Annotated in this window: 29 protein-coding genes and 1 pseudogene; 23 read left to right on the plus strand and 7 right to left on the minus strand. The window is 45.8% G+C overall.

The genetic code is table 11. The annotated features are described in order from the left end of the window. Positions 1-241 precede the first annotated feature (241 nt). From PSI22_RS18685 to PSI22_RS18695, 3 genes are all read right to left on the minus strand, one after another. On the minus strand, positions 242-676 hold the full coding sequence (locus PSI22_RS18685; RefSeq protein WP_273581043.1) for an antiterminator Q family protein: 435 nt from the start codon (positions 674-676) through the stop codon (positions 242-244). Positions 677-969: 293 nt separating this feature from the next. After that, positions 970-3,225: a virulence-associated E family protein gene (locus PSI22_RS18690; RefSeq protein ID WP_273581044.1), complete on the minus strand. Its 2,256-nt coding sequence runs from the start codon at positions 3,223-3,225 to the stop codon at positions 970-972. A gap of 2 nt (positions 3,226-3,227) precedes the next feature. Further along, positions 3,228-3,425 (minus strand): helix-turn-helix transcriptional regulator, encoded by a 198-nt coding sequence (locus tag PSI22_RS18695; RefSeq protein ID WP_273581045.1) that lies wholly within the window; start codon positions 3,423-3,425, stop codon positions 3,228-3,230. A 139-nt stretch (positions 3,426-3,564) separates the two neighbouring features. Between PSI22_RS18695 and PSI22_RS18700 the strand changes: the two genes are divergently transcribed. The 17 genes from PSI22_RS18700 to PSI22_RS18780 all read left to right on the plus strand — a co-directional run bounded on the left by PSI22_RS18700 (position 3,565) and on the right by PSI22_RS18780 (position 15,144). Further along, the gene (locus PSI22_RS18700; protein WP_273581046.1) at positions 3,565-4,248 is read left to right on the plus strand and encodes a S24 family peptidase; all 684 of its coding nucleotides are present in this window, start codon (positions 3,565-3,567) and stop codon (positions 4,246-4,248) included. 386 nt (positions 4,249-4,634) lie between these two features. Next, the gene (locus PSI22_RS18705) at positions 4,635-4,796 is read left to right on the plus strand and encodes a hypothetical protein (RefSeq protein ID WP_273581047.1); all 162 of its coding nucleotides are present in this window, start codon (positions 4,635-4,637) and stop codon (positions 4,794-4,796) included. A gap of 91 nt (positions 4,797-4,887) precedes the next feature. Continuing rightward, positions 4,888-5,304 carry a hypothetical protein gene (locus tag PSI22_RS18710; RefSeq protein ID WP_273581048.1) on the plus strand — a complete coding sequence of 139 codons (417 nt, stop codon included), beginning with the start codon at positions 4,888-4,890 and terminating at the stop codon, positions 5,302-5,304. Positions 5,305-5,436: 132 nt separating this feature from the next. Continuing rightward, complete coding sequence (locus tag PSI22_RS18715; RefSeq protein ID WP_273581049.1) at positions 5,437-5,568, plus strand: hypothetical protein; 132 nt, start codon at positions 5,437-5,439, stop codon at positions 5,566-5,568. 16 nt (positions 5,569-5,584) lie between these two features. Then, positions 5,585-6,385 carry a hypothetical protein gene (locus tag PSI22_RS18720; RefSeq protein ID WP_273581050.1) on the plus strand — a complete coding sequence of 267 codons (801 nt, stop codon included), beginning with the start codon at positions 5,585-5,587 and terminating at the stop codon, positions 6,383-6,385. A gap of 2 nt (positions 6,386-6,387) precedes the next feature. Further along, positions 6,388-7,677, plus strand: coding sequence for a DUF2800 domain-containing protein (locus PSI22_RS18725; protein WP_273581051.1), 1,290 nt, complete (start codon positions 6,388-6,390; stop codon positions 7,675-7,677). A gap of 29 nt (positions 7,678-7,706) precedes the next feature. Further along, positions 7,707-8,267 carry a DUF2815 family protein gene (locus PSI22_RS18730; protein WP_273581052.1) on the plus strand — a complete coding sequence of 187 codons (561 nt, stop codon included), beginning with the start codon at positions 7,707-7,709 and terminating at the stop codon, positions 8,265-8,267. A gap of 48 nt (positions 8,268-8,315) precedes the next feature. Continuing rightward, a complete protein-coding gene (locus PSI22_RS18735) occupies positions 8,316-8,951 on the plus strand; it encodes an Nmad5 family putative nucleotide modification protein (RefSeq protein ID WP_273581053.1) in 636 nt (211 codons plus the stop codon). A gap of 664 nt (positions 8,952-9,615) precedes the next feature. Further along, positions 9,616-11,673, plus strand: coding sequence for a DNA polymerase (locus PSI22_RS18740; RefSeq protein WP_273581054.1), 2,058 nt, complete (start codon positions 9,616-9,618; stop codon positions 11,671-11,673). 3 nt (positions 11,674-11,676) lie between these two features. Continuing rightward, a complete protein-coding gene (locus PSI22_RS18745) occupies positions 11,677-11,943 on the plus strand; it encodes a hypothetical protein (protein ID WP_273581055.1) in 267 nt (88 codons plus the stop codon). Between the two features lie 9 nt (positions 11,944-11,952). Continuing rightward, positions 11,953-12,204 carry an ANR family transcriptional regulator gene (locus PSI22_RS18750; protein ID WP_273581056.1) on the plus strand — a complete coding sequence of 84 codons (252 nt, stop codon included), beginning with the start codon at positions 11,953-11,955 and terminating at the stop codon, positions 12,202-12,204. Next, entirely contained in the window at positions 12,155-12,421 is a 267-nt protein-coding gene (locus PSI22_RS18755; RefSeq protein ID WP_273581057.1) for a PDDEXK family nuclease, read from the plus strand. The genes PSI22_RS18750 and PSI22_RS18755 overlap by 50 nt, the downstream gene beginning before the upstream one ends. Next, on the plus strand, positions 12,418-12,612 hold the full coding sequence (locus PSI22_RS18760; protein WP_273581058.1) for a hypothetical protein: 195 nt from the start codon (positions 12,418-12,420) through the stop codon (positions 12,610-12,612). Before PSI22_RS18755 ends, PSI22_RS18760 begins: the two co-directional genes overlap by 4 nt. A gap of 8 nt (positions 12,613-12,620) precedes the next feature. Further along, the gene (locus PSI22_RS18765; RefSeq protein WP_273581059.1) at positions 12,621-13,913 is read left to right on the plus strand and encodes a DNA cytosine methyltransferase; all 1,293 of its coding nucleotides are present in this window, start codon (positions 12,621-12,623) and stop codon (positions 13,911-13,913) included. Next, positions 13,906-14,388, plus strand: a complete 483-nt coding sequence (locus PSI22_RS18770; RefSeq protein WP_273581060.1) for a class I SAM-dependent methyltransferase — start codon at positions 13,906-13,908, stop codon at positions 14,386-14,388. The genes PSI22_RS18765 and PSI22_RS18770 overlap by 8 nt, the downstream gene beginning before the upstream one ends. 44 nt (positions 14,389-14,432) lie before the next feature. Beyond that, complete coding sequence (locus PSI22_RS18775; RefSeq protein ID WP_273581061.1) at positions 14,433-14,789, plus strand: hypothetical protein; 357 nt, start codon at positions 14,433-14,435, stop codon at positions 14,787-14,789. Between the two features lie 220 nt (positions 14,790-15,009). Continuing rightward, the gene (locus PSI22_RS18780; protein WP_080718773.1) at positions 15,010-15,144 is read left to right on the plus strand and encodes an Arc family DNA-binding protein; all 135 of its coding nucleotides are present in this window, start codon (positions 15,010-15,012) and stop codon (positions 15,142-15,144) included. A gap of 144 nt (positions 15,145-15,288) precedes the next feature. Here PSI22_RS18780 and PSI22_RS21425 read toward each other — a convergent pair. After that, a pseudogene (locus tag PSI22_RS21425) lies at positions 15,289-15,417 on the minus strand (Arc family DNA-binding protein); the annotation flags it as partial. A 126-nt stretch (positions 15,418-15,543) separates the two neighbouring features. Between PSI22_RS21425 and PSI22_RS18790 the strand changes: the two are divergent. The 6 genes from PSI22_RS18790 to PSI22_RS18815 all read left to right on the plus strand — a co-directional run bounded on the left by PSI22_RS18790 (position 15,544) and on the right by PSI22_RS18815 (position 20,531). Next, positions 15,544-15,720, plus strand: a complete 177-nt coding sequence (locus PSI22_RS18790) for a hypothetical protein (protein ID WP_155271466.1) — start codon at positions 15,544-15,546, stop codon at positions 15,718-15,720. Between the two features lie 67 nt (positions 15,721-15,787). Next, positions 15,788-16,561 (plus strand): Rha family transcriptional regulator, encoded by a 774-nt coding sequence (locus PSI22_RS18795; RefSeq protein ID WP_273581063.1) that lies wholly within the window; start codon positions 15,788-15,790, stop codon positions 16,559-16,561. Positions 16,562-16,570: 9 nt separating this feature from the next. Then, positions 16,571-17,953 carry an SNF2-related protein gene (locus PSI22_RS18800; protein ID WP_273581064.1) on the plus strand — a complete coding sequence of 461 codons (1,383 nt, stop codon included), beginning with the start codon at positions 16,571-16,573 and terminating at the stop codon, positions 17,951-17,953. A gap of 101 nt (positions 17,954-18,054) precedes the next feature. Then, complete coding sequence (locus tag PSI22_RS18805) at positions 18,055-18,282, plus strand: DUF4224 domain-containing protein (RefSeq protein WP_038188374.1); 228 nt, start codon at positions 18,055-18,057, stop codon at positions 18,280-18,282. Next, positions 18,282-19,298, plus strand: coding sequence for a tyrosine-type recombinase/integrase (locus PSI22_RS18810; RefSeq protein WP_273581065.1), 1,017 nt, complete (start codon positions 18,282-18,284; stop codon positions 19,296-19,298). Before PSI22_RS18805 ends, PSI22_RS18810 begins: the two co-directional genes overlap by 1 nt. Before the next feature lie 495 nt (positions 19,299-19,793). Next, positions 19,794-20,531, plus strand: a complete 738-nt coding sequence (locus PSI22_RS18815; protein ID WP_273581066.1) for a glycosyltransferase family 25 protein — start codon at positions 19,794-19,796, stop codon at positions 20,529-20,531. Between the two features lie 54 nt (positions 20,532-20,585). On the opposite strand, the gene PSI22_RS18820 is transcribed toward PSI22_RS18815, so the two are convergent. From PSI22_RS18820 to PSI22_RS18830, 3 genes are all read right to left on the minus strand, one after another. Then, positions 20,586-21,815 carry a hypothetical protein gene (locus tag PSI22_RS18820; protein ID WP_273581067.1) on the minus strand — a complete coding sequence of 410 codons (1,230 nt, stop codon included), beginning with the start codon at positions 21,813-21,815 and terminating at the stop codon, positions 20,586-20,588. A 4-nt stretch (positions 21,816-21,819) separates the two neighbouring features. Next, the gene (locus PSI22_RS18825) at positions 21,820-21,996 is read right to left on the minus strand and encodes a hypothetical protein (RefSeq protein ID WP_273581068.1); all 177 of its coding nucleotides are present in this window, start codon (positions 21,994-21,996) and stop codon (positions 21,820-21,822) included. 281 nt (positions 21,997-22,277) lie between these two features. Continuing rightward, positions 22,278-22,931: a baseplate wedge 1 family protein gene (locus tag PSI22_RS18830; RefSeq protein ID WP_273581069.1), complete on the minus strand. Its 654-nt coding sequence runs from the start codon at positions 22,929-22,931 to the stop codon at positions 22,278-22,280. Between the last annotated feature and the right edge of the window lie 61 nt (positions 22,932-22,992).

Below are 22,992 nucleotides of genomic sequence, written 5' to 3' on the forward strand. Positions count from 1 at the left end.
GCTATTTCATGCCCTGGCACTTTTCAACTCAGACCAAAACCGCTATCTAACCCCTGAAATCTGCAATCTTCTTGCCCATAATGGCCTGATTTTCGTTATAACATTTTTGTAACAAATCGCCACTATTGGGGTTCAGACAAATCACTACGCCTAAGCGCTGTTTTCCCCAGTTTTGGATTTTGGGCAAAAGAAAAAGGCTCCTCAAAGTGGGAGCCTTTTCGCAGGATGCAAAAAACCATTTTTACCACATTAGCATAGTTTTTGCGCTGCGCACTAATGTTTTAGGTTCGTTTGATTGCTTTTTAACCATCAAATCCATATCCAATTGAATATCAAGGATTTCTAAGCAACCTGCTATGTAGCTCTCTGCCACCTGCATTTTTTGGCGTACCAGACTCTCTGATACATGTAGGCGGCGGGCTATCTCCCGCTTAGACCAACCGTACATGTAGTGTTTTTGGATATAGTCCAGTTCTTCTTCCTGCCCTCGCATCTGCAATCGAGCCACACAGAGATCGACGATTAGCCCATCTGCATCGCTGCATGTCAGCCGGTTGTCACCGTTGGCAGGAGGCAGACCGCTAAACCCTGCGGCAACAGATGACCAGCCAACACGCACGGGCTCGGTTGTTGACCACCCACCCCAGCGGAGTAGAACCTGTTGAATATCACGCATAGAATTTAACCCTGTAGTTTCGTGTACCCCAAAATTTTTTACTGGAAGCCGTCGTGTTTACGTGCATGTGCTGCTTTTTCACCAAATCCAAGCCGCAATTTGTTACCTGCACCGCGAACTGGAAAAGTTTTACCAATTAAGAGGTGTAACAACCTGTAACGACCTGTAACAACCTTTTCTTAACCTTTCCTATAGAGCCCCTATATACTAATTGGGGGGTAGTTAGAACTAGGTTGTTACGGTTGTTACGGTTGTAATTCCTTTTTTAAATCATGGAATTAAATGTAACAACCTCACTGTTCAAGGTTGTTACAGGTTGTTACGTCAGCTTCATAAACGCGTTGTGATTTCCCGTTTATGCGTCTTAAAACACGTTTATAACCACAAACTAGCAAAATTTTGCTAATTCGCATTTCTTCACGTCTTCCAATGTTTTTGGGATCAATGTTCAAAGCCTCGCGCAAAACATCCCCTGCACGTAAAAATTCGCGAGTTCGGGGTATCTCTGCTGTCATCAAATCAGGAGTAACTAACCAACGCTCAACAGTTTCTAGCCACACATCTTTGATGGTATATTGCTCGTGTACAGCCGCGGCTAACCGTTCTGCATCACGAAACAGTATCCCGTTTTCTTCAAAAATCACTTTTGCCTCGGCCCATAGCAGGGTCAGATCGGACTTAATGTCCTCTACTGATATCTTTTTAACCTCTACAGGTAGCCAGCGCCGATTACCTGTTTTATCGTCCAAAAACTCATCTTCGTTGGTCGTACCGACGAAAAGGGTTCTCCGGGGAAACTGGGTAGCAAATTCACGGTACTTAGGTATCCAATTTTCATGCGTGCGGGTGACAAACGCCTTGATAGCCTCTTGTTCTTTAGTATTCAGCCCTCTTAACTCACTGATTTCAGCCACTAAACGCCCACGCATCTTACGGGCCAGATCATCATCTTTCTCAGCGAATGAGATTTCAGTAAAAAAAGAAGGATCAGGGGAAAGTGCCGCGACACCGGACGACTTCCCACAGCCTTGTTTCCCCACCAAAACAGGCACCATGTCAGCTTTGATACCGGGTTTTAATACCCGTCCAGCTAATGCAGTCCACATATATCTAGAAACCGCACGTGTAAACGGAGTATCTTCTGTCCCCAAGTGAGTGTGGTAGAACTGTTCAATGCGCGGGACGCCATCCCATTTCAGGCCATTTAGCCATGCGATAGCGGAATCAAAAGGGTTCTCGTCAGCCGCCAACAACACTGCATCCCGGATCAGCTCGCGACCTACAGGTTTGAAATTACGTTTCTCCAGTGTGATACGTAGCCGAGCATAATCAGCGTCACCAAATGTTTGCCATTGCTCAGTCCCTGCGGGGGCGAACATAATCTCATCACGGAACTGGTCAAACCTAATATCAATACCAACAAAATCAGGACGCATTACAGCTTTGGTGACGTTCTCTATTGTTGCCTCAATTTGCCCCCACTTATCACGTTTGAACGAGGGCAAAGGCGCAGGCTCTGACACTCCGGTATCAGTCACATCCTCAAAGTCATCAACACAAGCAACGGCGGACTGGCAGCGTTCAGCTCCGGGATTCACCCACCCTGCTTTTTGCGCCAGCGAGAAAATAGATTGATAGCCTGTCCGATCAGCGGTGAGTTGTTCCCACTTGTTGGTGGCGGCTTCAGGATCACCTTTATCAGCTTTGGCTGACCACTCGACCCATAGTGCTTTGGCCTTCTCTTCAGAGTCAGTGTCTTTGAACCATGCCAACCGGTTCCCCATTGCCGCCCACGAGGGGTAATTTTCCGCGTGTTGTAACATGCTGGGATGCCAGAGCGCCGAGCGCAGGTCTTCGAACGTGTTACCGTCGATATTCTCCAAATCCACCAAGCGCGTGAGGTCGTCGGGCTCAGTATCGTCTTGGATTTCAGTAGGTACAGGTACTGTGGCCAACAACGTATCGACATCAACAACTTCACCCGTGAATGACCAAAACTGCGCCCGTTCGTCAGGCAGGAAAACCATTTGTGCAGGACGGTAAACCGAATCGTCCCACTTTGCGGGGCCATCGTAGAGCAGATCGACAACGCTCATGATCTCAGTCTGTAATGCCTGTAACAATGGCTGTTTTTCGGCAGGAGAGACCGCGCGAGACGGGGCTAGTATGATACGGATACGATACTCACCCGCTGCAACCGGGTGCTCATGGCTGGCCGTGGTGTAAGCGAATCCACGGTAAGCAGATAAAATCTCCCGGATACAATCCCACCCGTTCTGGGTGACACCGTCCAGATCTAACGGTAAATAGTACAGGTTACCTGCACTGGCAGTACGGCGACGACGCGCAGCACCGTTTCTAAATACATGCCAGATATAGGGGAGCCTACGCTTTTTTGCGTCCAGCTCTTCTTTAGTATCATCAGGCAAAACACCGATAGTTGTTCGTTGATCGCGAATGGTCTGTTCAAATGCGCCGAAGTCGGATACCGACAATTCACGCGGCTGACCGTCCTCGGCACTGGTTCCCAAAGAGTATCGGATTTCCATGCTCACGCCTTATCTTTAACGTTTTCATTATAAAATTTTTCGATGGCACGAACGGTAGATAAACGAGGATCGAGGCTTGTCCCTGTCAAAATACGACTTAACGACGCCTGACTAATGCCTATTTGCTCTGCTATTTGGGATTGAGTAAAACCCGCGTTTATAATTTTCTTAATCAATTCTTGTGGGTGAAATTCGTACATCTTCATGCTCCTCATTTGGTGGTTGAAATTAAACTATACAAAAACGGATTCAATTTCAATACTGGAACACATTCAAAAACTCTCTAATATATGCAAATATGAATAACAGATTAATAATTACTCAATCCGAGGTAAAAAGATGGCGTCCGAATTTGGAATTGGTTTTCTAGCCAAAAACATACGGTATTTAATGGAAAGACACGGGATACCTAGCGTAAAAGACCTAGCCAAGCGCATAAAAATGAATCAGCCAACGTTACATAGAACACTGACAGGAGAAGTCAACGACCCAAAGTACACAACGCTAAAGCACCTTGCTGATTTTTTTGGAGTATCGGTAATCGACTTGATTGAGTGTGATTTACAGAGTGCAGTACCGACTGCTATTGCTGAGATTAATGGCGACTATTTTGTTCAAAATTTCACTAACGTACCTGTTCGTGATGACGTAGTTATTAGCGATGGAGACCAGCTCTGCGAAACACCCGCCAGTTACGGTGAGAACAATCGGTACCTCCGTTGGCCGTCATACGATAGCGACGTATACGCTGTAAAATGTACGAGTGCATCATTGGTGCCACGTATTAAAGATGGAGAGTTTGTCGTGGTTGAACCTAACCATGAGTTAGCATCTGGGGATGAAGTTTTAGTCATAACTACAGATGGCACCACCACCGTTAAAACATTTCTGTTTGAACGTGACGGACAATGTCATCTACTACCCGTCAACGAAGACCACGCCCCCGTACGCATCCCCAAAAACACGGTTGAAACCATGCATTACGTCGCGGGGATAGCTAAACCAACTCTGCTAAAAAAATAATATATTTAAAAACAAATAGATAAATAAGGCCGCACTTTCGCGGCCTTTCTTTTTCACAAAATTATCCTTTTTTGTATTTACATTGATTCCCAAAAGGGATATAAATCCTCTATAGTATTTGTATACGGTTTTGTATCACCGCTCTTTAACAATTCAGAAAGTCGGAACAGCACAGGAACCCTGTTTAGACCCCTACGCATTACTGCGACGTACCATCAGGCGCGATCCGTTTGGTGGGATGATTAACCCCGCACGAGAGTGAGCACGGGCGCGAACGGGTAAATCTAGCAGTGGTGAATGTGCGACCGCAAAACTTAACTAATAGGAGAATTAATCATGGTTTAACAAAGCGGATAGACCGCGAAGTTTAACTTGACGCTGCTGTTATGAAGCAGCCCCGAGTCCCTATAAGGGAGCCAGAAGCAGGTCGAACTGCACACGCGCTGGTGAGGGTTAATGAGGAAGAAGACGTGCCGGTAGAGCAGCAAGAAGGCCAGGCTTGCACCGGTTATCAGCGGCGAGAAAGCGACAGGAACTCAAGGGCATGAGCGCGACCACTGCGAGAGTGTGGTTGATTGACTGTAGGCCATTCGATGAGTGGCCTATGGTGAGCTAACCTACAACATGAGATAGATAACAATGTCTAAACCACATGTACACGCAGGCTTAATTATGGCGTACGCCAAATTAGCGCAGGAGACAGATAAACCGTGGGGATATTTTGAATATTCTTTTGATGGGGAGCCTGAACATTTATATTGGGAGCCTTGTAAAAAGGAAATATTATTTAATAAAGATACACTATATAGACTAAAACCCCGCACTATCAGAATCAGGGAATATGTTGTTCCAGAGCCAGTAAGAAATGAGTCAGAGATTAATGATGGTGAATTTTATCACGTTCCATATTTTTTAAATGGATTTGCAGATACATACAGATGTGTATGGGTTCGGAATGACCACGACATTGAAAGGCTAAGGAATGGATTAATTCACAAAGATAAAGAATCTGCCCACCTGCACGCCAAAGCACTCATCAGTCTGACCCAGAAATAACACCGAATCAAAGGGCGTTCCCGCTACGCCCTACTCCCCCTATCAAAAAGCACATCCTGTCCTTTGGCTACCACACCCGCCCGCCAGTTTTAGCGGGTGTGCTTTTTGATATGCAAAAGAGGAGTTCCGGTTATGAAGCCAAAATTAATTCCCGTTGAAAAATATCCGATAAACAACGCCGTTCGCCGCCTGCGCTGGCTACGGAAATGCGAAGAGTTAAAGCGCAACCCCACCACCCGATTCCCGATCACCCTGTATTCATAGTAAAAGGTCAGCAAAAATGAGCTTAGAAACATCTATCCAGCAAAATAATGCGCTTTTAGAGCAACAAAACGCGCTTCTGGACCAGCAAAACGCACTGCGAGAGCAGCGAAATTCGTTGTATACCCAGAACAATTCTTTAATCCAGCAACTTCTTTCGGCGTTGGCAAATAACGTTGTTACCCATTCAGCCGCCCCGGAGAAAGAAATTAACCCTCTGCCTGAAAACGTCGAACAGTCTTCCAAAAAGACAAAGTCAGTGAAAAAGAAAGTTGATATTACACCTATCGATACTACACCAGTTGATATTGAAACACTGGATTTAGAAACCGTGGTCGCTATCGCCGTACTGTTCAAAAGTGAGGCCTACGACCTGACAGCAGACAAATTAGCACAGGCTCGCGCTGTCATTGAGGCGGTTGGCGAAGAGCGCAACGGTCAGGTAGACGCACTAGATTCTGCGCTACAGGGATTGCAGGAACTAAAACCTTTAACAAAAGCGACCACTTTAGACCTGTGTCTGGAGATGGTAGCGAGCTGGGACGATATCCCCGGCATCACCGAGCGCCGCGAGTTTGCGCTGTCCTTATTGACTGAGGGCAAACAAACAACCGAACCAGAGCCAGAGCCAGAGCCAGAACTGGATTATGCCGCACTTTATGAGCAGGCTCATCAGGCACTGTTACATCTGGCGAAAGCCGGTTACCGAAGTGAAGCTGTCGGTATCGTCGCTAAATTCGGTGTCAAAAAACTGGGCGATATCCCACAGGACAAGCTACCCGAGGTGATTAAATTGGCCGCCGATGCTTGGGAGGAATAACCATGCCGGAAGCACAACATGCACGTCTATCCCCTTCATCCGCACATCGCTGGCTACGCTGTCACGGTAGTCTGGCGATGGAAGCCGACCAACCGGATAAAGAATCACCGTTCGCCATTGAGGGTACAGCAGCACATGCCCTGGCTGAAAGCGTCCTGAATAGCCGCCAAAAACCAACCGTAGCAGGAATGCCCTGCTCAATGGGGCTAAAAACAGACGAATACATCGGACAATATATCTTGCTCAAACCGGATACCCCACAGGTCAACGAGGAAATGGCGGAGTATGTCGGCCAATATGTGGAAACCGTTTGGGGATTGGCTCAGGGTAAGGAATTACTGATCGAACAGCGCGTCGATTTCTCTGACGTGATCGGCGTCGAAAACTCCTTCGGCACGGCAGACGCCATCATTATCAACGGTACCGAGCTGCAAATTCATGACCTGAAATACGGTCAGGGTGTCCGGGTTTACGCCGAGGAAAACGAGCAGTTGATGTTATATGCCCTCGGTGCACTCGATCAGTTCGACATGCTGTATGAGTTCGAGACCGTGCGATTGTTCATCCATCAGCCTCGTCTGCACCACGTTTCGGAATGGTCAGTGAGCGTGGATGATCTGCGCCAATTTGGTGAACGTGCCCAAAATGCCGCCGCTTCGGTCATTACCACATTCGCAATAGCCCAATGCGAAGGCGTGGACACACTGCCCGTCGATACCTTCACCCCCGGCGAAAAACAATGTCGGTTTTGTAAGGCAAAAGCTACGTGTTCAGCACTCGCGGAGCAAGTACTTAGCATTGTCGCGGATGATTTTGTCGATTTGACACAACCATTAGAGCCACAGATATCAGAGGCCACCGAGCAAATCTACCTCTGCGACAGCCAAACACTCGCAGCCAAATACGCGCAGGTTGATTTTGTCGAAAGCTGGTGCAAGTCGGTTCGGGTACGAGTCAACGATGAATTGCATTCAGGCCATCCAATTCCCGGATTTAAGCTGGTCGAAGGTAAACAAGGTAACAGAGCGTGGGGTGTCGAAGCTGACGCCGAAGCAATGTTAAAAACGTTCAAGCTCAAACAAGACCAGATGTATACCAAAAAAATTATCAGTCCTCCCCAAGCGGAAAAAGTTCTCAAAAAAGACTCTCCGAAAAAGTGGGCCAAACTGGAATCACTCATTATTCGGTCTGACGGTAAACCCACCGTCGTACCGGAATCCGATCCCCGTCCAGCACTGGACGTTAACCCGATAAACGATTTTGACGACGTATCTGACGATATGTTCGTCTAACCACATCTAATCAATAACGAGATAACAACATGAAAATTAAATTACTAAACGTGCGTCTGGCATTTCCTGACTTATTTGAAGCAACCCAGGTTAATGGGCAAGGCGATTATAAATTTCGCTCGAATTTCCTTATTTCCAAAGAGCGCAAAGACATCATCGAAATGATCGAAAACGCCATCAAAAAAGTGGCAACTGATAAATGGGGTGCTAAAGCTGAAGGCATTATCAAAAGCATTCGCGGTAATAACATGCGGTTCAATTTCCGTGATGGTGACGATAAATCGGACTACGACGGTTATGCAGGGTGTATGTTTATTTCCGCCAGTAATAAAGCAAGACCTCTGGTTATCGACCAATACCGTACACCACTCGCCGCGCAGGATGGTAAACCGTACTCAGGCTGCTATGTCAACGCGATTATCAGCATTTTCGCCTATGACAATAACGGCAAGGGTATTTCAGCATCACTCGACGGTGTTCAGTTCTACCGTGATGGTGACGCCTTCGCCGGTGGAGGTGTGGCATCGGTAGATGAGTTTGACGATTTAAGCGAAGGCGCTGACGCAGAAACAGAAGATTTCCTCGGATAACACTAATTGCCCCGTTCATTATACGGGGCTTTTCTTAGGGTAAAAAACATGACACAGAAAACATTAACCAAAGAAGTAAAATCATTAATTGTTAAAAACGCATTGGCTAAAGCGGGAATATTCGAAAAAGAGGAACACCTATATAAAGACCGCGCAGACTGGGCAGAGAAAATAAGAATCGAAGCCATTGGCGGTATTACTATGGAAACCGCCATTCAGAACATTAAGTCTGAAATAAAAACACTGGCGGCTAAAATACCCGAATCATTACACGTAGATGACATGCCGGTTCGCGAAGCTATCTACATAGAAATTAATTTAGCGGGTTGTTCAGTTATTGCGTATTTCAACGGGGCACGAGAGCGTTATCACTATCGCGAAAACCGGGACCATATATACAAAATAACACCGAAAAAGACCACGCTGTTAGCCGATAACCCGCTGGTTAATGAATTCTATGAACTCGAAAGACGTTACAGTGAATTAGAAGACCAACGGGAAACTATCACCAATAACGTAGAAGCCGCATTATTAAAAGTCCGCTCGGTTAAACGCTTATTAGCAGAATGGCCGGAAGCAGCCGAACTATTGCCTAAAGACACGGTGAAAGCGGCACCGGTTCCCGCCGTTCGCCGTGAAGCACTTAATGAATTAATTGGGTTGCCGACGGGAACCGTTAGTTAAAAATAATGCCCCATTGCAAGGGGCTTTATGTTTTTATAGCCGTACTTTTAAATTCGATCTAGAAGAGTATTGGTATGTAACACCATATATTGATTTATATGTCAGTATGATATCAAAATTCGCATAATGAGACAGCAACACATTATATAATTGGACGTGTTCAGCAACGCAATCAAGTTTTTCACCCGATACAGCCCATAATAGCATCATTTCATTAAGAGTAACTGGGTCACCTTTTCTCGGAATACCGTATTTAAAACAATCATTACTATTAATAACCCCTAAGCGATCGGCTAAAACATGAAACAAGCCATGTTTTCCAGTGTTATCAAAATATTCGTCACTTATTATTTCGTCATTTATTTTTATTTTAATACTTTCGATATATCCAGTACCTGTTCCTCCATTAAATAGATAAAACCCTTTATATTCTTTTTCAGGGTCAATGGTAGGTACAATTGTGATATGTGGCTCCGTCGATTTTTCATAATTTCATAATTTCATAATTTCATAATTTCATAATTTAATGCTTGTAATCTTGTTTGTTCTACAGCTTGCCACCAAACCATCACAGAAATAACTAACGAAAGAATAGAAACACTAAAGGGAATAAATGACTTCCATACACTATTACTCATACCTACCTCAAATTTAGTGAATAAAAATGAACACAACACTCTGGCTCGACCTCGAAACCTATAGTGAGATCCCGATCAGAAACGGTACTCACGTCTACGCCGAACATGCCGAAATTATGTTGTTTGCATGGGCGGTTAACAATAACCCTGTCCAGGTATGGGACGTTACTTCAGGCAATGCAATGCCGGAAACTCTTAAGCAGGCATTAAGTAACCCTGACGTCATCCTTTTTGCCCATAACAGCCATTTCGACCGAACGGTACTGACTCATACGGGATTTAAAACCGAACTCTCCCGCTGGCACGACACGATGGTGCAAGCACTGACGCACGGTTTACCAGGGGCGCTCAGTGCATTGTGTGATGTGCTGGGCATCTCCGCAGATAAGGCAAAAGATAAAGAAGGCAAGGCGCTTATCCAACTGTTTTGTAAACCCCGCCCTAAAAATGTCGCTATTCGCCGTGCCACCAGCAAGACCCATCCTGAAGAGTGGCAGCGTTTTATTGCCTATGCTGGCCTTGATATCGAAGCCATGCGCGAGGTACATAAGCGCCTGCCCAAATGGAATTATCAGGGAGATGAGCTGACACTTTGGCACCGTGACCAACAAATTAATGATCGTGGTGTCTGCATGGACGTTGAACTCGCCAAATCCGCCATTGATGCCGTAGAGCAGGAACAAAAGCTATTAGCCGCCCGTACTCAGGAAATGACCGACGGGGAGGTACAAGCCGCGACCCAACGTGATGCCATGTTAAGGCATATCACCTCGGCATTCGGTGTCATCCTGCCGGACATGCAAAAAAGCACATTGGAGCGCCGAATAGCCGATCCCGATCTGCCTGCGCCCTTACGTGAACTGCTATCCATTCGTTTACAGGCCAGCACCACCAGCACCAGTAAGTATAAGGCGCTGATGAATGGCGTTAGTGAGGATGGGCGCTTAAGGGGAACCTTGCAATTTTGTGGTGCATCACGTACCGGACGTTGGGCAGGACGCCTATTCCAGCCCCAAAATTTACCGAGGCCTACCCTACCCCAAAATGTGATCGACACCGGTATCGATGCATTGAAAGCGGGCTGTGCCGACCTGCTCTATGACGACATCATGCAGTTAACCAGCTCGGCAGTCCGTGGCGTTATCATCGCACCGGCGGGTAAAAAACTGGTGGTATCTGACCTGTCCAATATTGAGGGGCGTATGCTGGCATGGCTGGCGGGGGAATTGTGGAAAATCACCGCATTCAGTGAATTCGATAACGGTATCGGTGCAGACCTCTACAAACTGGCCTATGCCCGCGCATTCAACATCGAGCCGGATGAGGTGACGAAAGACCAGCGCCAGATCGGTAAGGTCATGGAACTGGGGCTAGGTTACGGTGGTGGGGTAGCTGCGTTTGTCACATTTGCCCTCACCTACGGCCTTGACCTCGAAGAGCTGGCCACTGCCGCTTTACCCAACATTCCGGCCAATATCCAGCGGGAGGCCATGAGCTGGTATAAGAAATCTGTGGAACAGAATCAAACCTATGGCCTGAGCGAAAAAGTCTTCATTACCTGCGATTCGCTTAAGCGCATGTGGCGTAATGCCCATACCGCTACGGTGCCGTTCTGGTATGAGCTGGAAGAAGCGGTAAAGCGGGTAATTAGTTCTCCCAGTGTCACTATCCCCTGCCGTAAGCTACGAGTCCGCCGTGATGGGGCGTGGCTCCGTGTGGTTTTACCGTCCGGGCGGGCAGTCTGTTACCCCTCACCCCGCCTTGATGACGGGCAGATCAGTTACATGGGCACCAATCCCTACAGCCGCAAATGGCAACGGCTCAAAACCTACGGGGGGAAACTGGTCGAAAATGTCACACAAGCCGCCGCCCGCGATGTACTGGCGGGTAACATGCCGCGGATTGAAGAGGGAGGCTATGCCATTGTGCTGACCGTGCACGATGAGGTGTTGACCGAAGTACCGGACACCCCGAATTACTCCCATGAACATCTTAGCACCCTACTCGCCACCAACCCCGACTGGGCACCTGATTTGCCGTTGAATGCGGGTGGCTTTGAATCATACCGATATAAGAAGGAATAAATTATGGAACGTTGTGAAAAATGTCGCGGCTATTATGGTGAACCGAAGCCAGTCGCTGTTGGTGAAAAATGTTGTTTTACCCTTACCGCCGGTAACGGGCTTTCAATCAACTACCGCGCAGTAACTGGAAAGTTGCTTCTAATTAAAAATGACGGTTACTCCGTTACCTACCGTAAAAGAGTATACCACGTCGATACCATCGCCCACCCCGATGACCCATACCCACTTACACTGGCGTTTATTGGCCGCTGTACCTGCACCGCTAAATAAGGCCACCCTATGGCATATAAGTACCATGACAGCCCGTTATATTTTCGGTCGGCGCGGGAGGCTGCGCAAATTGAACGCGAAGGTGATTATTTACGGGCATCGAAAGTTTGGAATAAAGCCGCCCGCCATTCCCGAAATACCTTAAATATTGAATGGGCGGAAATTCGTTCGGATTTTTGTTTAAAACAAATTGAACGGGATAAATATAAAAATGAAAATACGCGAAAATGTAATCGAAAATCACTTAGTCAAAGAAATTAAAAAAGCCGGAGGAATGGCCTATAAATTTGTTTCCCCCGGTCGCCGTTCTGTCCCTGACCGAATTTGTATATTATCCGGTGGGCGCATAGTTTTTGTTGAATGTAAAGCGCCCGGTGAAAGACCCCGCCCCGACCAAATACGCGAGCATGAAAGGTTACGCGCATTAGGCTGTGAGGTCGTGGTTTTGGATAGTAAGAATGTGGAGGAAATATTATGACGCAAGAATTTAACACATTAATGAAAAAAGTCTCTGAGCTAGAAAAAAAAGGCCTCCCACGTCGGGCGGCGGGAATATACAACAAAGCATTTTTAGCCGCGAAATCTAATAAAGATGAAAAAGAAGCGTTATTAGGTAATAAACGCTGCATTCGAGTTTCCGCAATTAAAATACCCGAAAGTATGTTGTGAGGAAAATAATGGATAAACCCATCGTGAATATTCGTTTCGGCTCTGTTTGTCCCGGCATTGAAGCCGCGAGTGTGGCATGGGAACCGCTCGGTATGTTTCCGGCGTGGTTCAGTGAAATCGAGAAATTCCCCAGTTCAGTACTGCAATACCACTGGCCGTATGTCAGAAATCTGGGGGATATGACCCAGATTCCCGCCATGATTGCAGTAAATCAGGCTGATGCACCGGATATTCTGGTCGGCGGGACACCCTGTCAGGCATTCAGCATTGCAGGCCTGCGTAACGGGCTGGGCGATGAACGGGGAAAACTAACATTATCATTCGTGGAGTTGGCAAATGTCATTGATTCAGTCAGGGCAGCAAACGGCGAACAGCCATCCATTATCGTCTGGGAAAATGTCCCCGGCGTTCTGTCCAGCAAAGACAATGCCTTTGGCTGCTTTCTTGCAGGACTTGCCGGAGAAGATGAACCGTTGCAGCCATCAGGGAAGAAATGGACAAACGCGGGTTATGTGTCTGGACCACAAAGAACTGTCGCCTGGCGAGTACTTGATGCTCAATATTTCGGAGTGGCCCAACGACGCCGACGTGTGTTTGTTGTCGCAAGTGCTCGAAAAGACTTCTGTCCCGCCACGGTACTTTTTGAGCCAGACCGCGTGCGCCGGAATACTGAACCGTGCGGAACGGCGGAAAAAGCAGTTGCCGGAAATGCTGGAAGCCGCGCTGTTATCGGTAGTCACTGGGACTCAGGACTAAACCCGCACCCGACGTTAAACCAGAGCCATAACACGGGCGGTATCGGGATGAGCAATCAGGAGATATTTTCACAAAGAGGCAGCGGGCTGGTATCCACCTATCGGCTGCTCTCGTTTGGCGAATACCGGGCAGATGATATCTCATCAACGTTAAGATCCCGAGATGATAAAAGCGCTACTGATTTAGTGGCTATTGCACTGGCAGGCAACACGATAAACCGGGCACCTCAAAACGGCGGCAACGGTAAAGGGTATCAGCCTGAAATTTCCTACACACTGACCACAACCGATGTTCATGGCGTGAATTATGGCTATGCCGTGCGTCGTTTAACGCCTGTGGAGTGTGAGCGATTACAGGGTTTTTCCGATAATCACACCCAGATCCGTTTTTCCGATAATCACACCCAGATCCCGTGGAATGGCAAAATATCAGAAAATTGTCCTGATGGCCATCGCTATCGGGCAATTGGGAATTCTATGGCCGTACCAGTAATGGCATGGATTGGGAAACGGATCTTAATGCAAATAGGTACGAATAATGAATAAGCCTATTCTCGATATGTGTTGCGGCTCTCGAATGTTTTATTTCGATAAATCCAATCCAGATGTTTTATTTTGTGACATTCGCAGAGAGCAACATATTTTATGTGATGGTAGGGAATTAAATATTAATCCCGATGTGATCGCTGATTTTAGAGATCTACCATTTGAGAGTTCATCATTTAATGTAGTGGTATTTGACCCACCTCATTTAATCCGTGCAGGCAAGAATGGCTGGCAAAGAAAGAAGTATGGCGCACTATCTCCTGATACTTGGCGTGATGATTTAGCACAAGGATTTAAAGAAGCGTTCAGGGTATTGCATCCTGAGCGAACACTCATTTTTAAATGGAACGAAACCCAAATAAAGACCAGCGAGATTTTGAAGCTAATAGATATTAAACCTGTTATCGGCCATCCGTCAGGCAAACGCGGGTACACGCACTGGATGACATTTTATAAGAGAGAGAATCAAAAATGACCAACATCAATTCAAATGAATGCAGATTAGCGTTTGAGTTATTCATGAGTAATGCATTTAGTTACCCCATGAGCCCCTTAGACAAACATGACGATGGGACATATTCAGATATCGCTGCCCAAAATTATTGGGAAGCGTTTCAAGCCGGATGGGAAACTAGCAGGGATATTACTAAAGGTTCAACCCCACAATTTACAGCAGAGATAGAAATAACCGATATTGCCGGAGGTTACCCCCAAACTATGGTGGCATTTGGCAAAGTATTTAATGACAGTAAAAAACGATTTGCAGATGGAGTGGAAATAATAACTTCCCAAGTTCTAAATTTAGAAACCTATGAAACTGACGGATATATAGCAACGCAAAACTCCATTTATAAAATTAGGGAGCCAATTAAATAATGTCAGATATTACAAGAGAACTTGTTTTAGGCTGTTATATTTTCCTTTGCTTTTTAGCCTTCATCTTGTTAGCAATAAAATTCCGTATTAAACACTCAGGCCGAAAGTTAGATTTTTTCGAAAATATGTTCGTTAGTGCATTTTGGCCTGCTTTCGTGTTAGTAGCATTCGTATTTTATTTAGATGCCATGTACGACAAATTCACACGGAGAAAATCAGAATGAGTAAATCTGGCGAACATTTGCAATTTAAACTTAGAATTCCCCGCAAATTAGCGGAGGAATTGAAGAAATCAGCGGAAGAAAATATGAGGTCAGTAAACGCAGAAATACTGTTACGGCTGAAAAAGCAGTAATCATTCCTTACTACCTTTATCAGTCATTGCCCTCAAAGTTTTTACTACGTTATCCATTTTGTCAACAAATTCAGGGTCTATGTGCAACGACTCCGGGGTGATAAAACCGCTTCCACTACCCTCACGTATCCATTTGGTTTTTTCAAAGCTCTTAGATAGACGTTGCAACACCTCGGCGTTCATTGAGCGCTTATTTTCCGTTGCTGCTTTTTCTAGTTTCTCTTTAAGTTCCGCAGGGAGGCGGATCTTCATCTGTGCATCTTCGCGACTCATCTTCATCAACCTCAAAAATCTAATTTCGTAATTATGCACCACAGTGGTCTTGACATCAATGAACCACGGTGGTTTACTTAGTTGTAAATGAACCACTGTGGTTCATTATTTTGGGGCTAACGGAAAATGACTATAAAAGTTTCACAACTAAACCCTATCGATTTGCTTTCACTTATTGCACACGTTCTTGAATCAGCTCAACGATTGAGCGCCATTGAATCAGGATCACAACTTGCTTGTGAGCTATTCGACTTTGCACAACAAGCAGCTCAAGAAGCATCAAACCTAGAAAACATTAACTAAAGGTACGAACATGCAAAACATTACATTTTTAGCATTAACAAATGGAAGTGAAAACATAAACCAGCTCATGATGAGCAGCCGTGAAATTGCAGAACTGACAGGTAAAAGAATCAGTGATGTTCATCGTGATATTAGAGCCATGGTGCCTGCACTATACGCGGTTGATAGTGGCGAAAATGTTAAGTCATATAAGTGGGATACCAACAAAGAAAAGATGACCGCGTTTTTGCTTCATCATAAAATTCAAGGTGTTAAACCTATTTTTGATGACAGAGGCTACGTCTATGAATTCTTACTTGACCGCAGGCATACAGAAATTTTGGTCACAGGCTATGACGTAAAAAGACGAGCAGCAGTTATTGACCGTTGGTTCGCTTTAGAGTCTGGGGAAGCTATTCCAATCGTTCAGCAACAGCCCGCAACTCTGCCACAACTATCAACACTCGAAATTCTACAAATAGCCATGAAAGCCGAACAAGGTCGGTTAGAAGAAAAAGCCAGAGCTGACGAAGCCGTTCGTACAAAATCCCAGATTAGCCAAAAACGGGAAGCCGTAGCACTTCAACGCAATTCAGCCTTACAACGCAAGTTAAACAGGGCTACTCGTGAACGGGATGAATTAGCAGCACAATTCGGTGCCAGTAAAGAATGGGCTTCTACACAGCAAGTATGGCGGGCAACGGCAACGCGTCACTATTATCGCCCTTTAATGCGCTGGTGTGATGACCACGACTTACAAGATACTTATTGCTTTGATCCAATAACCAATGATTACGTCCTTAGTTTCCCGCACGCCGCATGGTTAGAGGTTTACGGCGTTGATATAGCTAAATTGTTTTAAGGGCAAAGCATGCAAGCATTCACCCCTCGCCCCTATCAAAACCTCATTGTTAATTTTCTCATTGATACTCCACGCTGCAATGTGTGGGCAGGTATGGGGATGGGCAAAAGTCTAACAACATTAACCGCAATGGAAGATTTGTACATGGCAGGCGGCGAGACGCAACCGACACTGGTACTGGCACCGTTGCGGGTGGCTCGATCAACGTGGCCAGATGAGGCGGAGAAGTGGAACCACTTACACAATATCGAAATCCAGCCGATTGTGGGCAGTGCTAAGGAACGCACTGCTTCACTCAACAATACCAATGCCAGCGTCTTTACCACCAACTACGACAACCTCGTCTGGCTGGTTGAAACGCTGGGGGATAAATGGCCGTTCGGTACCGTCGTTGCGGACGAGAGCACCCGGCTAAAATCGTTCAGGTTACGCAAGGGCGGTAAGCGAGCGGCGGCATTGGCTAAAGTCGCGCACAAGCACATACACCGGTGGGTCAATCTCACCGGCACGCCTGCTCCTAACGGATTGTTAGATTTATGGGGGCAAGCATGGTTCGTCGATCAGGGCGAGCGACTTGGCCGAACCTACAGCGCTTTTACTTCGCGCTGGTTTAATAATTTCCAGCGACCCGGACAACACTGGCCGGACTTAAAGCCGAAGGACTTCGCCCAGGAACAAATCCAAGCCGCGCTTAATGATGTGACTATCTCTCTGGATGCAGCAGACTGGTTCGACATTGACGAACCTATACACAATGTGATCCGCGTTGAACTGCCGTCTAAAGTCCACCAGCAGTACAAGGCGATGGAAAAAGAGATGTTTCTGGAGCTGGAAGGCGTCGGCATTGAAGCCCCGAACGCAGCGGCCAAGACCGTGAAGTGCCTGCAAATCGCCAGCGGGGCTATCTATACCGACGAGAACGGCGCTTGGCAGGAAATGCACGACACCAAGTTACAAGCACTGGACAGTATTATTGCTGAAGCGGGCGGAATGCCGGTGCTCGTGGCCTACCATTGGAAACACGACTTAGCGCGGTTATTAAAGTCCTTTCCTAAAGGCCAACATCTTGATGACAACCCCCAGACCCTGCGCGACTGGAACGCCGGAAAGATCCCCGTGATGTTCGCTCACCCTGCCAGCGCAGGCCACGGATTAAACCTGCAAGACGGCGGCAACATCCTGGTGTTCTTCTCCCACTGGTGGGACTTGGAGCAATACCAGCAAATCATTGAACGTATCGGCCCTACCCGACAGGCACAGGCCGGTTACAACCGTCCCGTATTTGTCCACCACATTATCGCCCACGGCACGATGGATGAGATGGTCATGGAACGCCGTAATTCGAAACGCGAAGTACAGGACATTTTATTAGAGGCTATGAAGAAGAGGTAAATAAAGATGGAGTTATCCGGGAACATTCTATAAACATTATTCCGCGCCGTTGACAAGACGGTGATATTCAATCTGAACGGTTATTGATAATTGAGGTCAATATGGATGCGAGAACCGGCATTATTAGTGATGCAGATATCGCTGAACTCACTGGCTATCAGATCCCATCCAAGCAGCGTGAAGCGTTAAAAACGGCGGGGATCTTTTTTGTCATTCGGCGAGACGGGAAACCCCGAACTACCTGGGAGCATTTTAACAATCCCCTGTCACAGCGGATTAGAAACTATGCTCCTGCCCCCCAAGAACCTAACTTCGGAGCCTTAGACTGATGGGTAGAAAGCGTAAAAATCCCACAGATAACTGGATGCCCCCTCGCGTTCGGCGGGGGCGTTCGGCGTATGAGTTTCTCACTCACGATAGCCGGACGATACGTTTATGCGATTTTTCAGCGACTCAGGCCGAAGTTTGGGTCGCCTATGAAAAACTGCTTGCTGACCAGAAAAACGAAGAAACGCTAAACGGGCTGGTTAAGGCGTTTTTTCTCTCCGGTGATTTTACCGATCTATCTATCGAAACCCAAAAAGATTATCGAAAATACTCCAAAAAGCTATTACCTGTTTTCGGGAACATGTTGCCTGATAGCATTAAACCGGAGCATATTCGCAAGTACATGGATAAGCGTGGATTGAAATCCAAAACGCAAGCCAACCGAGAGAAAAACTTTTTATCCCGCGTATTTGGCTGGGGATACGAACGGGGACTAGTCAGAGGAAATCCATGTAAAGGGGTACGGCAGTTCAAGGAAAAAGCACGGGATCGTTATATTACCGATGATGAATATAATGCCCTCTATTCTGTCTCCCCTACAATAGTTCAGATTGCAATGGAACTGGCGTACCTGTGCCTTGCACGGCAAGCGGATGTTCTGGCCCTCACCTTTGCACAGGTACAGGAAGCGGGTATCTTCATCAAACAGGGTAAAACAGGCGTTGCTCAAATCAAGGCATGGACAAACCGGTTAGATAACGCCGTGGCTTTGAGCAAAGCACTGCCGATTGATACCGGCGTTAGCAGTATCTACGTACTCCACCAGCGTAAAGGTTCCCGGTATACGCGTGACGGGTTTAACAGCCGCTGGAAAAAAGCAAAAGATATAGCGAAAGACACTTTTCCCGCGTTGGACTTTAACTTTACGTTTCATGATTTGAAGGCAAAAGGCGTTTCAGACCTTGACGGCCCGTTATCGGAAAAACAACAAATATCGGGTCATAGAAATATTACCCAGACGGCGAGATATGATCGGAAAGTGAATATTGTCCCGGTTGTTGGGGGTCAAAAAAAGTAAACGTGAGGTCTAAAATATAGTGAAAAGATATAGTGAAAGAATAGTGAAAGGTGATTTGAGTCATAAAAAAAGCCACCCAAAGGTGGCTCTTTCTTAACGCTAACTTACTGTATTACCAGTGAGTTTTATATGGTGCCCAGGGCGGGACTTGAACCCGCACAGCCATAAGGCCGAGGGATTTTAAAATCATTGTTATATCCATAAAAATCAATAGATTAAAATCATAACTCCTAATATAAACGTCAATTAACCCTACAAAAAAACAAACGGTTACAAACTATTACCATAGATTATTAGGAATAAAAAACACGAAGGGATATAAATACCCATTGTATTTTGTTAATCATTTTTATGCTTTTCAGGATATGGTGACTAACTCAGTATATGCGCCCTACCAAAACATGATTGTGAGAATAGGTTGTGATTGTAGGATTAGTAGCCATAATTATCCGACTAATATTCACTAATATCAAAGCTCAATTATGGTGATGACTTATGAAAACTTTTGTTATTAATCTGGAAAAAGATGTAGAAAGAAAAAAATCAATACAAAAGCAGCTACAAAAGATAAATCTGGATGCTGAATTTATCACCGCAGTGTATGGAAAAGAACTTACTGATAAGCAACTCAATGAGGTATGCCCTGACTTTGATAAAATAGCACTGACTCTCGGTGAAGTAGGATGCTCAATGAGCCACTTGAAGACATACAAGAAAATGATAGATAGTAATATCCCTGTCGCGCTCATATTAGAAGATGATATTATTATCGATGATACATTAATTCCTGTATTATCCGCTCTAGAAAATCCCCTACTGGCGCTAAGTTCATCTCCGTGTGTCTTTTTATTGAATAAAACCAATGAATATTTTGAATCATTTAAAAAACCTTTGATGGGAGAGCATCACATCGTTAACGTTATAGATTCATTTTATACTTTTGGTTATGTATTAAATCTAGCCGCAGCTAAAAAGTTGGCTCAATATTTACAACCTGTTAGGTTTGTTGCCGATGATTGGAAGTTGTTTCAGGAGCAAGGAATCATCAAGTTAAAAGGCGTTATTCCCCCGGTAATTAATGTCTCTCCATCATTTGAATCTTCAATTGGCGATAGAGTGATAGAGCTATCAGAACTTGACAAAGAAAACCGAAAACGGTCACTTATCACTCAAATAAAACTGACGCTGTGGCGAGTATTCATTCGTCACTGGTTAAAGAGAGTCAAAGTTTAATAGTTATCACTTACTCCTATAGAATAGAGAAGAGGCGTTGCCTCTTCTCCCGTGTTATACTAATACCTCCACCCCCTTAAGCCGACAATAATTGTTTTCTTTTACAACACGAATAGTTCGCCCATCACCAGACAAGTTAATTAAAATAAACCCATCCCATCCACCAGTCCATTGATAAGTCATATCCCCTACAGGGAAAAAACCAAATTGACGACCTCCGCCATTTTCCACTGTCACAAAAATAATTTTGCCAATTATGCTTTCACCCAAAGTGGTAGATTCTCCCTCCCTTAGCAATCCGCTATATAACACTCTAAGACTTTTACTGCCTCCACCAAGTCCCAAATATCTACTATCACTCTCCCCTCTGGTATAACTCTCCCCTCTAACCGCATAATTCCCTGCTGGCTGATAATTTCCGGCATGCTGATAGTTCCCACGAGGCTGGTATTTGCCATCAGATTCCCCTTTCGTGTAGCTATCCCCCACTCTTGCAGCGTTCACACCACCGATAGTGATTCTAGATGCGTTTACCGTATTGAAGTTTGGGCTGTCACCATTTTTATAATAAGTAGCATCTACCCAAGACTTAGTCGCGTAATCTCCAGCAGGTTGATAATTACCTGCTGGCGCATAGTTACCTTTGGGTTGATATCGGCTGTCACTTTCGTCCTTTGAATAGCTATAACCTGCAACCAGGTAGTTTCCCATCGGTTGGTATTTTCCATCCGATTCTGGTTTAGTATAGCTCTCTCCTTTTAGCGCATAATTTCCCACCGGCTGGTAGTTGCCTTTCGGCTGAAAACGATTGTCAGACTCCTCTTTGCCATAGCCGTACCCTGCAGGCGTATAGTTCCCCAATGGCTGAAACCGTTGATTGGCTTCTTCTTTGTTATAAGCACCCACATCCGCCGCCGTCAAATCTGCCCGCAGTTCTACCCACCCTTTTCCTGCTTCCGGATCTTCCTTATTGTTCTCAATGCGTGACTGGTAGAGTTTTTGGTTATGATAGACCAGCGCACGCAGCGGGTAAGGTTGCGCCTCTAACGACCATTTCGCCGCCCCAAACGTCTGCATTTCCCCCACCGCTGCCGTGATATCGTGGAAAATCCCGTTCATCTTCTCACGTTCGATATCTTTCGCAGCCGGATCGGTATTCTGGTCACGTTCATAATCATATCCATAGCCCTGGATATACGAGACGGCACCGTCTGGCTGGACTTCATTAGGTATAGCAACCCTGTCCCCTTGCGCCGCAAAGGGAATTTTAAAGATTTTAGTCATGGCATTATGCTCCGAAATTACTGTTTGAGAAGTTGGTGTGATTGCTGCCGAATCCAAAGGTTTGATTGTCACTATCCACTGCGTTATTCAGCGTAACAGTGTCTGCTTCCCTTATTGCTGCATCAGGACATTCATCATTTTTTATAGCCGTTGTATCAGGCTTATTATCTTGGACATTCATGTTTAATCCCTCATTTAATCAACAACGTACATTGCTAAGTCATATGAAGGCGGTGGGAACTTCTCCGCCTGTAAACATCAATAAGTGGGTTTATCAACACGGGAGAGTCTGTTTGGGTTAATCTTGATCAGTAGTTTATACATTCAAAATGTTATATTTCTGTCACATCAAACTGACACGTAATAACAAGCAGGACATTAATAAAATTTATTGTTTGTTGTTAAAATAGACATCCGTCCCCTTGCGCCGCAAAGGGGGTTTTAAATGTTTTGGTCATGGCATTATGCTCCGAAGTTGCTGGTTAAGAAATTGGTGTGTTTTTTGCCGAAGCCAAAAGCTTTTTTGGTCACAACGCGGTATTTGACACCCACGCCAGACGGACGCGGCATCAAATCAAAATTGTCCAGGAGTATCCTGAGATGTTCGTCCGGCTTAAAGTTAAAGACGTAGTACAGGTAGGTCATGTCGAGCGGATCGAGCACAAACACCTTGCTTTCGTTACGCCAGAAGAAGCGCTCCAGAAAGGTGTTGATGTTGGTGACCGTCGGACTTTGGGTCAGATTAAAGTAGCGCATACGAATGATGAGGCGTTTCTGGCTGGGGGTCAGCATCAGGGTGTAATCGGCATTGCGCCGGAAGTTGCCCTTGAAGTTACGCTTTTTGCCAAAGCCAAAACCGATTTTCGTCTTGTCACTGGGGGAAACATCGATCCCCAATGACACATCCAGAATGCGCGCCCAGACTGCCAGTCCGAAGTCACTGGCGGTGTCGATATGAAATACATCACGAGTCCAGTTCTGCCAGAACGCCGCCGTGTTACGGTTGAAATAATCGGCTTTACGGGTTGCCAGTATTTTCAGTTTGTCAGCATTCTCATACTGCCAGAGAATGGCGCGTAACAGGTCAGAATGAAAATCAATCGTCTGTATCTTCATACGATCACCACCTGTACCGATCCACGGTGTAATCTGGCCACTTCATTGAGTTTGATAGGGA

The organism is Xenorhabdus aichiensis (genome assembly GCF_028598775.1).
GTDB lineage: Bacteria > Pseudomonadota > Gammaproteobacteria > Enterobacterales > Enterobacteriaceae > Xenorhabdus > Xenorhabdus bovienii.

Coding starts and splice junctions, on each gene's coding strand:
- PSI22_RS18685 (WP_273581043.1), bottom strand. CDS start 676: ATGCGTGATATTCAACAGGTTCTACTCCGCTGGGGTGGGTGGTCAACA.
- PSI22_RS18690 (WP_273581044.1), bottom strand. CDS start 3,225: ATGGAAATCCGATACTCTTTGGGAACCAGTGCCGAGGACGGTCAGCCG.
- PSI22_RS18695 (WP_273581045.1), bottom strand. CDS start 3,425: ATGTACGAATTTCACCCACAAGAATTGATTAAGAAAATTATAAACGCG.
- PSI22_RS18700 (WP_273581046.1), top strand. CDS start 3,565: ATGGCGTCCGAATTTGGAATTGGTTTTCTAGCCAAAAACATACGGTAT.
- PSI22_RS18705 (WP_273581047.1), top strand. CDS start 4,635: ATGAAGCAGCCCCGAGTCCCTATAAGGGAGCCAGAAGCAGGTCGAACT.
- PSI22_RS18710 (WP_273581048.1), top strand. CDS start 4,888: ATGTCTAAACCACATGTACACGCAGGCTTAATTATGGCGTACGCCAAA.
- PSI22_RS18715 (WP_273581049.1), top strand. CDS start 5,437: ATGAAGCCAAAATTAATTCCCGTTGAAAAATATCCGATAAACAACGCC.
- PSI22_RS18720 (WP_273581050.1), top strand. CDS start 5,585: ATGAGCTTAGAAACATCTATCCAGCAAAATAATGCGCTTTTAGAGCAA.
- PSI22_RS18725 (WP_273581051.1), top strand. CDS start 6,388: ATGCCGGAAGCACAACATGCACGTCTATCCCCTTCATCCGCACATCGC.
- PSI22_RS18730 (WP_273581052.1), top strand. CDS start 7,707: ATGAAAATTAAATTACTAAACGTGCGTCTGGCATTTCCTGACTTATTT.
- PSI22_RS18735 (WP_273581053.1), top strand. CDS start 8,316: ATGACACAGAAAACATTAACCAAAGAAGTAAAATCATTAATTGTTAAA.
- PSI22_RS18740 (WP_273581054.1), top strand. CDS start 9,616: ATGAACACAACACTCTGGCTCGACCTCGAAACCTATAGTGAGATCCCG.
- PSI22_RS18745 (WP_273581055.1), top strand. CDS start 11,677: ATGGAACGTTGTGAAAAATGTCGCGGCTATTATGGTGAACCGAAGCCA.
- PSI22_RS18750 (WP_273581056.1), top strand. CDS start 11,953: ATGGCATATAAGTACCATGACAGCCCGTTATATTTTCGGTCGGCGCGG.
- PSI22_RS18755 (WP_273581057.1), top strand. CDS start 12,155: ATGAAAATACGCGAAAATGTAATCGAAAATCACTTAGTCAAAGAAATT.
- PSI22_RS18760 (WP_273581058.1), top strand. CDS start 12,418: ATGACGCAAGAATTTAACACATTAATGAAAAAAGTCTCTGAGCTAGAA.
- PSI22_RS18765 (WP_273581059.1), top strand. CDS start 12,621: ATGGATAAACCCATCGTGAATATTCGTTTCGGCTCTGTTTGTCCCGGC.
- PSI22_RS18770 (WP_273581060.1), top strand. CDS start 13,906: ATGAATAAGCCTATTCTCGATATGTGTTGCGGCTCTCGAATGTTTTAT.
- PSI22_RS18775 (WP_273581061.1), top strand. CDS start 14,433: ATGAGTAATGCATTTAGTTACCCCATGAGCCCCTTAGACAAACATGAC.
- PSI22_RS18780 (WP_080718773.1), top strand. CDS start 15,010: ATGAGTAAATCTGGCGAACATTTGCAATTTAAACTTAGAATTCCCCGC.
- PSI22_RS18790 (WP_155271466.1), top strand. CDS start 15,544: ATGACTATAAAAGTTTCACAACTAAACCCTATCGATTTGCTTTCACTT.
- PSI22_RS18795 (WP_273581063.1), top strand. CDS start 15,788: ATGATGAGCAGCCGTGAAATTGCAGAACTGACAGGTAAAAGAATCAGT.
- PSI22_RS18800 (WP_273581064.1), top strand. CDS start 16,571: ATGCAAGCATTCACCCCTCGCCCCTATCAAAACCTCATTGTTAATTTT.
- PSI22_RS18805 (WP_038188374.1), top strand. CDS start 18,055: ATGGATGCGAGAACCGGCATTATTAGTGATGCAGATATCGCTGAACTC.
- PSI22_RS18810 (WP_273581065.1), top strand. CDS start 18,282: ATGGGTAGAAAGCGTAAAAATCCCACAGATAACTGGATGCCCCCTCGC.
- PSI22_RS18815 (WP_273581066.1), top strand. CDS start 19,794: ATGAAAACTTTTGTTATTAATCTGGAAAAAGATGTAGAAAGAAAAAAA.
- PSI22_RS18820 (WP_273581067.1), bottom strand. CDS start 21,815: ATGACTAAAATCTTTAAAATTCCCTTTGCGGCGCAAGGGGACAGGGTT.
- PSI22_RS18825 (WP_273581068.1), bottom strand. CDS start 21,996: ATGAATGTCCAAGATAATAAGCCTGATACAACGGCTATAAAAAATGAT.
- PSI22_RS18830 (WP_273581069.1), bottom strand. CDS start 22,931: ATGAAGATACAGACGATTGATTTTCATTCTGACCTGTTACGCGCCATT.